At 61.8% G+C, this 12,836-nt stretch carries 6 protein-coding genes; 1 reads left to right on the forward strand and 5 read right to left on the reverse strand.

Annotation, left to right across the window (positions count from 1 at the left end; all coding sequences use genetic code 11):
• Window positions 1-54: 54 nt before the first annotated feature.
• Window positions 55-411, forward strand: coding sequence for a DUF6124 family protein (locus V8J63_RS25820; protein WP_336353399.1), 357 nt, complete (start codon window positions 55-57; stop codon window positions 409-411).
• A gap of 62 nt (window positions 412-473) precedes the next feature.
• Here the strand turns inward: V8J63_RS25820 and V8J63_RS25825 are convergent, their stop codons facing one another.
• From V8J63_RS25825 to nagA, 5 genes are all read right to left on the reverse strand, one after another.
• On the reverse strand, window positions 474-6,191 hold the full coding sequence (locus V8J63_RS25825) for a membrane-targeted effector domain-containing toxin (protein ID WP_130888432.1): 5,718 nt from the start codon (window positions 6,189-6,191) through the stop codon (window positions 474-476).
• Window positions 6,192-6,320: 129 nt separating this feature from the next.
• The gene (gene nagE / locus V8J63_RS25830) at window positions 6,321-8,036 is read right to left on the reverse strand and encodes an N-acetylglucosamine-specific PTS transporter subunit IIBC (RefSeq protein ID WP_130888431.1); all 1,716 of its coding nucleotides are present in this window, start codon (window positions 8,034-8,036) and stop codon (window positions 6,321-6,323) included.
• A 23-nt stretch (window positions 8,037-8,059) separates the two neighbouring features.
• Window positions 8,060-10,573: a phosphoenolpyruvate--protein phosphotransferase gene (gene ptsP, locus V8J63_RS25835; RefSeq protein ID WP_130888430.1), complete on the reverse strand. Its 2,514-nt coding sequence runs from the start codon at window positions 10,571-10,573 to the stop codon at window positions 8,060-8,062.
• 146 nt (window positions 10,574-10,719) lie between these two features.
• Window positions 10,720-11,742: an SIS domain-containing protein gene (locus V8J63_RS25840; RefSeq protein ID WP_110646986.1), complete on the reverse strand. Its 1,023-nt coding sequence runs from the start codon at window positions 11,740-11,742 to the stop codon at window positions 10,720-10,722.
• Window positions 11,723-12,829, reverse strand: a complete 1,107-nt coding sequence (gene nagA / locus V8J63_RS25845; protein ID WP_130888429.1) for an N-acetylglucosamine-6-phosphate deacetylase — start codon at window positions 12,827-12,829, stop codon at window positions 11,723-11,725. Before nagA ends, V8J63_RS25840 begins: the two co-directional genes overlap by 20 nt.
• Window positions 12,830-12,836: the final 7 nt, after the last annotated feature.

Consider the following 12,836-nt stretch of genomic DNA (forward strand, 5'->3'; position numbering starts at 1 on the left):
CGCGTGAGATCCGGCGATCGATGGCTGCCCATCAGCATCAGCAGGAGAAGCATTTTGGATAAGATCGTCCCCGACCCACCCCTCGAACCCACCACCCCCCTCGAACAAACCATCCGCGCCGACGACCTCGCGAAAAACCGCGAAGCGATCAAGCGCGCTCTGGATTTTTACCTGTGCCCACAGCCGAGCAAAGCGCGCCCGCCCGGCACCCTGTTTCTGATCCAGCCCGACGTCGACACCGAAACCCTGCTCGCCCACGCCTGTGAATCCCTCGCTTCAGCCAACACCCTGGCCAGTGATTTCGCCGATCAGTTGGGGCGACCGCAGCGCAATACGGCGCTGGTGATTCAGCAGATCATCATGCTCGCTGAGCTGGCGGTGAACCGTGCGCTGGATCGGGTTGATCCGTAGGCGTAAAAAAACCACCGGGCCGTTAAGCCCGGTGTTTTCCACGACGTGCAATCGCGTGGATGTCACGTCACCTGTGTCAGCTTGACGTCCGTTACAAGCATGTCGACCAAGGTTTGCAGGTATTGGAAGCTCTCATCTTTTTTCCCCCAGCGATCAATGAAGAACAGACCTTTGTCATTGATCTGAATCGGCGTCTCAACGATCTCGCCGGACCTGGATCTATGCACCACACTGGCTTTGCGGGTATCTGCATTTTCGATCAGGAATTGGCCCTGTCGAGTCAGTCTGCTGCGACTGACGGAAGGCGGCGCAGCAGGCTTTTTCGTGCCGGGGACGGCCACCTCCATCACAAAGTCGCTGCTCAAGGCCCTCACGTTGGTCTCGTGCTGGCCGCTGACAAATTCCCATGTACCGCGATGAATATCCCTGGCCAGCTCAGGGGCGGTGTCGCGCACGTGCAGGCTGACGGCTGAAAGTGTATCGGCCAGACCTGGCACGCCGAGGTTGTAATTGGTGTGCGCACTGCCGATGAGGGCCACCCATTTATGCGGGCCGTTGGCCAGTTGATCAGCCTCGATTACTTGGGTTGCAAAGTAGCTGAACATCTCGTTTCGCGAGACTGCTTTGTCATGCAGGCCCTTGAGGTGGTAGGACGCTGTGCAATCGATCGCTCTGATGCGGATGTTGTATTTGGCTGCTGCCTGGTAGAGCTCCGTGTAGGTATCGCTCCCACCGTAAGCCATCATGTGCCCTCGGTCCTGACGATGCAGGTACGCCTTCAGCCTGTGCGGCATACGTTGGGTTCGCAAAAAAATGTCGAGATCGGCCTGGTGCAGATCGGTGAACAGGTGCTCGACATACAACGTGTCATAGCCTGCTTTCTTGAGCGCTTTCATGTGCTTTTTCAGCAGCGCTTTGCTCGCTACATCGGCATGGGCTTCGCCGATCAGCAGATTCAAGCGTCCGTCGGCCAGCTGCCGCAGAAAAGCCTCGAATGTGCAGTCGGAGGTGAGCACCGGCAGGATCGGCGCATCGGGAGGGACGTAGTCGGTGAAAGCGTCTCTGGCGGTTTTTTCCAGGCGCTTGCGCTGGGCGATGAAAGCCTCGTAGGCCGTTCTTTCACTGGAGATCGTCGGGGTGTAATTCGAGTCCATGGAGTAGGGCTTATGCAACATTTCAGCAATATCGTCACGCAGCGGCAAAGCCACATCGAAATCGCTGAAGTGATCAACGGCGCTAGCTGCGGCGGGGGGCCTGGAGACGGGTAGAGGTGCCTTGTAGGCGCTCGGCATCTGTACCAGGAAATCACCTTGCGCAGTCGCATCGCCGGCGATGGCGCCGGGTGTATCCCTGCTTATGCGTGCCGGTTGGTACAGGTCGATGTCTTCAACACGTATGGCTACGGCCTCGTGCAGGTCGGCCAGGCCCGGCGTGTTGTCGAACGTGGTCATGCGCGACTGTTCGGTCAGGGCAATCCAGCGCTCTTCGCCGACGTCGGCCACATCACTGGCAAGCGCCTTGTGCGAATAGAAGTTTCTGATGGAGTTGTTTCGCGGGGTCAGCGGCGAGACCTCGGACATCACCATGATCCCTTCGAGTTTATAGCTGGCCGAGCCGTCTAGCGCATGGATGCTCATGCCTTTTTCCCGGGCCCTGCGCACCAGCGCCAGGTAAGAAAAAGCTGCGTCCGGCGCATACCCCATGGCTTTGTCGAGCGCCTTCAGGTGTTTGTTGATATGAAACCAGGAGCCGTTCCTGTTGAGCTTTTCCAGTTTGAGATGAAACACGTCACCCGGCAGGTATTCGAGAAAGAGATGCTTGTAGCCGTTCGCCACGAGGACGTCGAGATGCTCGATCAATAACTGTTTGCTGGCGATCGAACCAGGTTGTGCACCGATCACCAGGTTTTTTGCGGCGAATGCATCGCTGCCGATCAACTGTGCGAATGAGGTATTGGCGGCAACTGCCGGCACTTCGGCACGGGCGGGCAGCGGTGCGAGCCGGGCAAAATGGCGCGTGGCGTCTTTGGTGAGTTTTTCGACCTGTTCCAGATAGGCTGTGCGTACATCGCTCAACTGATCGACCACCCGGGCCATGATGGTCTGCCGCGGGATACCCATGTCGCTCAGTTGCAGCAATGCCTCGCGCGATTGCGGCACCAGCAACGTTTCGACGCGCTCGCGGTAGTCGATCGCGACTCCATAATCTTTGTGCGGACCGGGTGTATCGGGTACAGCTTCGTATTTCGGTGCCCCGCCGGACAGGCCGCTGCGCACCATCACCCCGTCGGAGTTACGCACGGTCAGAATGCCGGTCGAAAGCAGTCCGGAGCCATTCGGATCCGGGCGATAGAGCAAATAACGGCCCAGCGCGTCCGGGTTGTTACTGGCGTAATACGACTGTCCTCTGAAAGCGACCGCCTGCATATCGTCCCAGACGGGTTCAGTGGCCATTTGATCGACCAATGCCAGAGCACTCTGTTGCTCATCGCCGGCAGTGGCGACAGCCTGACGTAACGGGCGCCGGACGGGCTTGAGTGACCGTAGCGCCGGACGCAGATCCGTCAGCACCGCGCCGGCACTGTTGAACAGATAACCGAGCAAGTGCCGGAACGCTTCGTTGTTGTTGCCCTGACGATAGGCATGCAGGGCGAGCATCGCGTCCTTGAAGGCCAGCAACAGGCCGGTGCTCAGGCTCAACAGCGGGAAGGGCGCGGTGGCGATGGCCGCGACCCACTCAACGCTCGTCCAGATCAGGCCGGCGATCATTTCGATACGACTGGTGGTGGTCGCGTGGACGTTGTCGATCCGCCGTTGCAGCTTCATGTCATAGAGCGCGGTGAGCAGGTCGCTGACGGCGTCAGCCGGTCGCATCGAGTCGTAGCGGGCGGGGCTGGGGGTGGTTTTGTTGAGGTCTTTGGGCAGCTTCTTGCGGATGTTGTCCAGGTGCGTGCGGACCCGGGTCTGGGCGCTGATACCCACGCGCGAGGTGAAGTACTCGACCATGCCCGATTGCAGCAGCAGATAATTGAACAGGCGCGCTTCACGAAAACGCACGCCGTCCGGCGCGTCCGGCGTATACAGCAGAACCGGATTACTGTCATGGCTGAACAGCCAGGTATCGATCACCCATTCGCCGTCGATCATCAACCGGTGGATCGGGTACTTCGTCCGCGTCTGCCCCGACGTTTGATCCATGCTGGTGATGCTTTGCTGGAGCCATTGCAGGTCGCTGCTGGCGATATGTCCTTGCAGCTGGCATTCCAGCGCGGCGCTTTGCATCTGGCGCTGAGTGATCGCCAGTGTCGCGTTGCGGCGGAACGCGTAGCCTTCGCTCTGGGAATTCTGCAGCTCCTTTTTGACTTTGTCGGTATAGCGTTGGCCGATCCACACCCCTGTGACCGAGCGCGCGACATTCTGCGCGGTCAGGCTGCTGATATCGATGCCTTGCGGACCTCTGAAGCGCGCCGAGCGTGAGAATTTCTGCTCGAGAAAACCCACGCCGTCGGCATAGCCGTCGCGATACAGCCGGGTATAGGTCAACGGCTTTGGTGTCCATGAGGGCACGATCGATTTTGGCGAGTAGGCCCAGACGGTGTCAGGATCGACGTCATTGGCCGCACGTTTGAGCAAGCGGTTCAGGCTGAGCTTCGCTTGCTCGTGCACGTAGGCGTCAAATGTCTGGAAACGCCCGCCCGACAGCGGATGTTGATTGAATGCGAGCAGTGCGCCCTCGGCGTCGTCGCTCAGCGTCGTCAGTTGTCGGCGATTGGCCGCAGTGGTCGAGCGATACCACACCGGTGTACTGAAATCATAATCATCGATGCGTGTGGCAAGCACGTGTTCAGCCATCGCTTTGAGGCAATCGAGATGGTTGCCGAGGTGATCGAAAGTCACCTTCTGGTGCTCCGCTGCTTCCGGTTTGAAGCTCAGCCCCGACAAGACTTTGCGCAGAGCAGGACGAAAGCGCATCGGTGCGCGGCTGACCAGGTAACCGGCCATGGTTTGGGCTGCGTCACCCTGCTTGGCCCACGACAACACATGGGCCTGACATTCGCGCTCACTGTCAAAGGCCTCGAACTGGCGATCGCGTGGGGCTTGTGGCGTGCATAGCAGAACGCGTTTGACCGCACCGGACTGATCGTTCTGACGCAGCACCCAAAGGTCTTGGAGTTGCGCACCGTGCAAACACAGCGTGGCGGCGCGTAACTGTGAATCGCTGCCGCTGCGCAGGCGCTGGATCATTTGCAGGTCGCTGTCGAGCAGGTGCCCTTGCAGCGCTGCGGTATGGGCGAGCGCGACGATGCGCTGATCGAGCATCTGCTCAATGGCAGGTTTGATTGCGGAGCTTGCCTGCATCTGCGTTTGCAAACGTGCGAAGTCGACGCGCGGTTCCAGCTCCAGTGCCTGCTTGATCACCCAGGCGGGCGTCACGTCCGCGTACTCGTCGGATAACGGCAGGTCGTTGTAAGTCAGCCGGGTGTGGCTGAGAAACTCCGAGCCTGGCAACTCATCGCCGGTGTGCGGGCCGCGCAGGGTCAGCTCGACCAGGTTGCGCTTGTGCACATATACGCCGTATCCCGGTACCCGCCGGTCGGTGGTGATTTGCAGGTTGTCCGGTTGCAGATCGTCGATTTGCAGATCATCACTCAGACGCTCCAGCCATTGCTGGCGGGCCACGGCCATCAGACTGACCGCGGGGCCCATCAGGTCAAGCAGGTTTTGCCGGGCCTGATTGTAGTTGCCCAGGTGCAAGGCCAGTTCGGCCCGCTTGGCGGCGTCGGCGCTGCGGTACCAGTCCGGGGCGCTGTTGCGCAGGTGCCGTTCGAACAGCGTTTGTGCCTGAAGGGCCAGACGCGGAGTGAGATCCGGCAGCGCAGCGCCGATGGCGCGCTCCAGCTCGGCGATCAAGCGAGCGGGATCCTGCTGCGGGTTAGCGGCGAAACTCAGTGCATATTCGATATCCAGGGTGCGTTTTTCGATCAAGGCATCGTAGATGTGTTCGAACAGCGGTTGGCTGTCGATGGGCGTCAGCTGCAATGGCCAGATTCCTGCTGTACCGATCTCGTGGTAGCGGCTGGGCAGCAGCTGCATCAACTCGTCACGGCTGATGCTGTGCTTCATGGTCTCGAGCAGATGGGCGTCGAGATCAGCCAGGGAATTGAACAGCTCCAGGCCCCTGGCGGGCGTGAACAACACGACGAAACCCGCGCTCTGGTCGGTCAGCAGATCGCTGACTTTCGGGGTGTCGTTTTGCGTAACGACAAAGGTCCCGGCGAGCTCGACAGTGGTTTGCTGATAAGTGAACTGCAACGCATACATGGCCGGACGCAACAGCGGGCCCAGCGCCAGTTTCTTCATCAGCTCACCAGCCTGCGGGTGCAACAGGCGATCCTTGACGGCTTGTTGCGCCTCGTCCTCGAGCGCGGTGAAACCGGCGTCGTATTTAAGGAAGGTTTTCGCCGGTTTGCCGTCGATCTGGTCACGCAGATCCATGTTGATCAGTTGCGTGCTGAGGCGCACCTTCAGCGTGGCGATCAGTTGCTTGCCAGCCTCGCTTTGCAGGTCGCTGGTTGCCAGCGCCTGATAGAGCGCGCGACTGCGTTGCAGGTAGCCGTCGCGATAGGTTTTCAGCTGCTCTTCGAGGCGTTTGAGATGAGCCTGCTCGGTGCTCGGTTTGTGCTCGGGCAGCAGCGGGGTTTCGGTGTTGAAGAGCAGACGCCCGATCTGGTTGAGATCGTTTTTGATCTCATCGGGTGTGGGTGCGTTGGGGGTGCTCATGGGCACGATTTCCATGCTGGGGATGAAGGGCCAGCATGGCGAGCGGGGCGTGGAGGAGGGTGGTATCCATGTATCGTGCGCGGGCCGGATTTTCCCCGCCCGCTCCAGCCCTCCCGCCACCGGCGCAGATCAAACCTGCGCGCTGACCTCCCCGCGACTCAGCAATGTCTCGATCGCCCCGCTCAAACTCGCGGCCTTGTCCCCCACCAGCAAATGCCAGACGCCGCCGTCCAACTGGCTGACACCCAAGCAGCCGAGCGCTTTGAGCTGCGCATCGGACAATGCCTTGGCATCGGCCAGTTGCAGGCGAATGCGGGTCATGGCGATGCAATCGAGTTGCAGCACATTGTCGCGACCGCCCAGTGCATCCAGCCATTGCTGCGCCTCGTTGCGGGTAAGCGCAACGCTCTTCGGCTCATCGGCAACCACTGCGGTTTCCACCAATGCTGTTCGGCCCAGCGCAGGCATGGCCAAGCGAATCTCATCGGCAATGCTGTCAGCAAGCGGCCCGACCACGACCTGCAAACTGCCGCCCTTGCCCGGGCGCACCACCGCCATCGCGCCCAGCGCTTTTAGTTCGGCATCCGAGGCTTTGTTGCGATCGACCATCTCCAGGCGCAGTCGGGTCGTGCAGGCGCCGACGGTGAGCAGATTCTCTGCGCCGCCCAGGGCTTTGATATACGCACTGGCGCGTTCGGTTTCCGAGAGCACGGCTTTTTCGGCGCTGGCGACGTCTTCGCGCCCCGGTGTCTTCAGATTGAAGCGGCGGATACAGAAGTCGAAGACCAGGTAATAGATGACCGCATAAGCCAGCCCGACCGGCACCACCAGCCAGCCATTGGTCGACTTGCCCCAGCCGAGAATCATGTCGATGAAGCCACCGGAAAAGGTGAAGCCCAGATGAATGTTCAAGCCGTTGGTGATCGCCATCGACAGCCCGGTCAGCAGCGCGTGCAGGAGGAACAGCAGCGGCGCGAGAAACATGAAGGCAAATTCGATTGGCTCGGTAACACCGGTGAGAAACGATGTCAGCGCCATCGACAGGAAGATCCCGCCCATCACCTTGCGCCGCTCCGGCAAAGCGTTGCGGTACATCGCCAGGCACGCGGCGGGCAGGCCGAAGATCATCATCGGGAACATGCCGGTCATGAACTGGCCGCCCTTCGGATCGCCGGCAAAATACCGCGACAGATCGCCGGTCACCAAGGCGCCCGTGGTCGGGTCGGTGAAGTTGCCGAAGACGAACCACGCCATGTTGTTGAGGATGTGGTGCAGGCCGGTGACGATCAGCAGGCGGTTGAACACGCCGAAGACGAAGGCGCCGATGCTGCCGCTTTCCATCATCAGCGCGCCGAACGCGTTGATGCCCTGCTGGATCGGCGGCCAGATATAGCCGAACAGCACGCCCAGACCCACCGCCGCGAACCCGGTGACAATCGGCACAAAACGCCGGCCACCGAAGAACGCCAGATACTCCGGCAACTTGATGTCCTTGAAGCGGTTGTACAGCGCACCGGCCATCAGGCCGCTGACGATCCCGGCGAGCATGCCCATGTTGATGGTCGAGTCGAGCACCTTGAGCGTGGAGATCATCACCAGATAACCGATCACCCCGGCCAGGCCGGCGGTGCCGTTGTTGTCCTTGGCGAAACCGACGGCGATGCCGATGGCAAAGATCATCGCCAGGTTGGCGAAGATCACTTGTCCGGCATCGTGAATGATCGCGATGTTCAACAGGTCCGTGTCGCCCAGGCGCAGCAGCAGGCCGGCAATCGGCAGGATCGCGATCGGCAGCATCAGCGCGCGGCCCAGGCGTTGCAGGCCTTCGATGAAGAGTTGGTACATGGCGTTTGTCCTTTTTGTTTTTGTTAGCGCAGAGGCCAATGTTGATGACAGGCGTGGCGAACGGCGGCGGCGCTGGACAGCTTGAGCAAGTCGCGGCTCAGGCGCTGACATTCGGCTTCATGCAACTGGCGTACGCGGTCCTTGATTTCACCGATCTGCACCGGGCTCACCGACAGTTCGGTGACGCCGAGGCCGATCAGCACCGGCGTGGCCAGCGGGTCGGAGGCGAGGGCGCCGCAGACACCGACCCAGCGCTTGTGCACCGCCGCGCCTTCGCAGGTCATGGCGATCAGACGCAGCAACGCCGGATGCAGGGCATCGACCCGCGCCGCCAGCCCGGCGTGATCGCGGTCCATGGCCAGGGTGTATTGCGACAGATCGTTGGTGCCGATCGAGAGAAAGTCGGCGTGTTCGGCCAGTTGTTCGGCTTGCAGCGCGGCGGCGGGGACTTCGATCATCACGCCGATTTCCGGGCGCTCGGTAATGCCCAGCTCAAGGCGCAAGGCATCGACGCGCTGGCGGATGTGCAGCAGTTCGTCGACCTCGGTGACCATCGGCAACAGAATCCGGCAACGCGACAACGGCTTGACCTGCAGCAGCGCGCGCAGTTGCTGATCGAGAATTTCCGGGCGCGCCTGGGCCAGCCGAATGCCGCGCAGACCGAGCACTGGGTTGGCCTCGGCGGGCAGCGGCAGGTAGTCGAGTTGCTTGTCGCCGCCGACGTCGATGGTGCGGATGATCACTGACTTGTCGCCCATGGCATCGATCACCGCTTGATAGGCGCTGCGCTGTTCTTCGACGTCCGGTGCCGTCTGGCGATCAACGAAGAGAAACTCGGTGCGCAACAGGCCGACGCCATCGGCACCGTTGGCAAAAGCGTCTGCTGCTTCGTTGCTTGAGGCGACATTGGCGACCACTTCGATGTGCACGCCATTGCGCGTTTCAGCGGGCAAATGGGCTTTGGCCTGTTGGCTTTCGCGACGCTGCTGACGCTCGATCTGCGCCTGTTGCACTTCGGCCAGGCGCTCGGCGTTTGGCGTCAATTCGAGACGACCGCCCTCAGCGTCGAGCACCACGGCCTGATCTTGCGGCTGCTCAAGCAATTGCGCGCCCAAAGCGACGATGCACGGCAGGCCTTTGCCGCGCGCCAGAATCGCTACGTGCGAGGTCGCGCCGCCCTCGGCCATGCACAACCCGGCGACACCTTGCGCGCTGAGTTGCAGCAGATCCGATGGCGTCAGTTCGTGGGCGGCAACAATGGCGCCGGCCGGCACCTGGTATTGCCAGGCCTCGCCAAGCAGGGCGCGCAGGACGCGTTGCTTGAGGTCGCGCAAATCGTTGGCACGTTCGGCCAGCAGCGGACTGCCGGTGCCTTGGAGCATGTCGCACTGGGTGTCGATCGACTGACTCCAGGCGTGCGTCGCAGCGGTGCCTTGTGCGATGAATTGATGCGCGGCGTCGAGCAGGGCCGGGTCTTCGAGCAGCGCCATGTGTGCAGCGAAGATCGCTTCTTCGTCGGCGTTCTTGTGCTTTTTCGCCTGGGCGAGGGTGGCGGCGATTTCGCTGCGCACCGCGTTCAATGCCGTTTCAAGCGTCTGCTGCTGTTGCACTGGATCGTGATGGCCCGTATCCGCCGGCAAGGTGATCGCGTTCAAGCGAAACAACGGCCCGGCGACCAGCCCTGGCGCGGCGCAAACACCATGCAACACCCCAGCCTCGGCCGGACGTTTCAGCGCGGCGGTGGTGGTCGGCGCTTGCCCGTGATGATCGTCCGGCAGCGCCGTGGCCAATGCGCTGAGCAGAGCTTGCAATGCGGCATCGGCGTCCGGCCCCTGACAACTGACCTGCACTTCATCCTGCTCACCAATGGCCAGCCCCATCAAACCGATCAGACTGTTGCACGGCGCCGATTTGCCGTTGAAGTGCAGCTGTGAGTGGCTGCTGAAACCCTGGGCGGTCTGGCGGATCAGCGCAGCGGGGCGCGCATGCAAGCCGCCGCGATGAGCAACCTGCACTTGACCACGAACCTCTGGCCCAGCGCTTATATCGGTATTCGCCGCGACAACATTGCGCGCGATGATGTGCAGCAACGGCTCGCCGACGTTCACCGCTTTGAGGGTGATCGGCCGCACCTGAAAATCCGCGCTGTTGGTCAGGATCAACAGGCTGACCAGGCTTTTGCAGTGCTGACCGACCTTGTCCAGGTCATAGCGCAGCAGCGGCTGGCCAAGGCTGACGCGATCGCTTTCCTTGACCAGCATGGCGAAACCTTCGCCGTTCAGTTCAACGGTGTCGAGGCCCAAATGCAGGAGGATTTCCGCACCGTTGTCGGCGCGAACGGTCACCGCGTGGCTGCTGCGCGCAACGTGGATGACCACGCCGGCGCAGGGCGAATACAGCGTGTCGTTGAGCGGGTCGATGGCGATGCCGTCGCCCATCGCGCCACTGGCGAATACCGCGTCCGGGACGTTGGCGAGCGTCAGCACCGGGCCGCTGAGCGGGGCGCTGAGGGTCAGCTCTTTATTGTTGTCGGGCATGGCTGGGTCTCATCAGTTGAATCTCGGTTCGATGTCCCCTGTAGGAGCTGCCGAAGGCTGCGATCTTTTGATCTTGTTTTTATGGGTCGAGATCAAAAGATCGCAGCCTTCGGCAGCTCCTACACGGGTACATCCGTCAGCAGTTGTCAGTGCGTGCGGGTCACTTTGCTCAAATGGCGCGGCTGATCCGGGTCCATGCCCCGCGCCACGGCCAGGCCTGCGGCCATCACGTAAAAGCTCTGGATCGCCAGAATCGGATCGAGGGCCGGGTGTTCGGCGCGGCTCAGGGTCAGGTCGCGTTCGCTGACGTCATCCGGCGCGGCGAGCAAGACCCGGGCGCCGCGCTGGCGCATTTCCGCCGCCAGGCTCAGCAGGCCGGCCTGCTCAGCGCCGCGTGGGGCGAAAACCAGCAGCGGATAGTGTTCGTCGATCAGTGCCATCGGGCCGTGACGGACTTCGGCACTGCTGAACGCTTCGGCCTGAATCGCCGAGGTTTCCTTGAACTTCAGCGCGGCTTCCTGAGCAATGGCGAAACCGGCGCCACGGCCGATCACCATCAGGCGCTCGCAATCGCGCAGGGCTTCGATGGCCACGCTCCAGTCCTGTTTCGCCGCTTCGCGCAGGCCTTCTGGCAGCGCGTCGTGGGCTTGCAGCAATTCGCTGTCCTCTTTCCAGTGCGCGATCAAACGCGCGCTGGCGCTGAGGGTGGCGATAAAGCTTTTGGTCGCAGCGACGCTGCTTTCAGTCCCGGCAAGCAGCGGCAGGCTGAATTCACAGGCCGCTTCGAGTGGCGAATCGGCAGCGTTAACCATCGACACGCTCAGCGCGCCACGCTTGCGCAACAGGCGCAGGCTGTTGACCAGATCCGGGCTCTGCCCCGACTGCGAAAACGCAAAGGCGACCTGACCGCTGACTTTCAGTGGCGCCTGCTGCATGGTCACCACCGACATCGGCAACGAGGCCACCGGCACGCCCAGTTGCTGCATGGTCAGGTAGGCGAAGTAGCTCGCCGCGTGGTCGGAGCTGCCACGGGCGACGGTCATCGCCACTTGCGGCGGCTGACGGCGCAGGCGCCCGGCGATCTCGATCATCGGCGCGTCGAGCTGTTGCAGTTGGGCTTGCACGGCCTCGAACGAGGACAGCGCCTCCTCAAGCATTTTTGAAGTCAATGTCTTCTCCTTCGACCATGACGGCGGTCAGTGTGAGTGAGCGATCGAGCCGCACGCAGTCGGCCCAGGCGCCGGGGGCAAGGCGCCCGCGTTCGGTGATGCCGAGGTAGTCGGCGGGAAATTGCGACAGACGCTGCGAGGCTTCGGCGATCGGCAGACCGATCTTGACCAGATTGCGCAGGGCCTGATCCATGGTCAGGGTGCTGCCGGCCAGCGTGCCGTCGGGCAGGCGCACGCCGCCCAGGCATTTGGTCACGGTGTGGCTGCCAAGCTTGTATTCACCGTCGGGCATGCCGGCGGCGGCGGTCGAATCAGTGACGCAGTACAGGCACGGGATCGAACGCAGGGCCACGCGAATGGCGCCGGGATGCACGTGCAACAGATCGGGAATCAGCTCGGCGTATTTGGCGTGCGCCAGTGCTGCGCCGACGATGCCCGGCTCGCGGTGATGCAGCGGGCTCATGGCGTTATAGAGGTGAGTGAAACTGCTGGCACCGGCAGCCAGCGCAGCGACGCCTTCCTCGTAGCTGCCGAGGGTGTGGCCGATCTGCATGCGGATGCCACGGCTGCTCAGCTCGCGAATCAATGCATCGTGACCGGCGATTTCCGGGGCAATGGTGATGACGCGGATCGGTGCCAGCGCCAGATATTCTTCGACTTCTGCCATCAACGCGGTGTGGGCGAAGTTCGGTTGAGCGCCGAGTTTTCCCGGGTTGATGTAAGGGCCTTCAAGGTGTACGCCAAGCACTCGCGCGGCGCCTTTCGGACGCTGTTTGCAGAATTCTCCTACCTCTTTCAAGACGCTGGAAATCTCCGCACTCGGCGCGGTCATGGTCGTGGCCAACAGCGAGGTGGTGCCAAAGCGCACGTGGGTTTTGCTGATGGTTTCGAAGGCTTCGGCGCCTTCCATAATGTCTTTGCCACCGCCGCCGTGCACATGCAGGTCGATGAAACCCGGCAGCAGATAGGGTAGATCGTTAGCCGCCGGATCGCAGGGCACGCCTTCGATCGACACGATCTTGCCGTGTTCGTGAATCAGCCGGCCGCGAACCCAGCCGCTGGCGGTGAGGATGTTGTCTTCGGACATTTTCGTT

Source organism: Pseudomonas sp. CCNWLW23 (genome assembly GCF_037095675.1).
GTDB classification, from domain to species: domain Bacteria; phylum Pseudomonadota; class Gammaproteobacteria; order Pseudomonadales; family Pseudomonadaceae; genus Aquipseudomonas; species Aquipseudomonas atacamensis.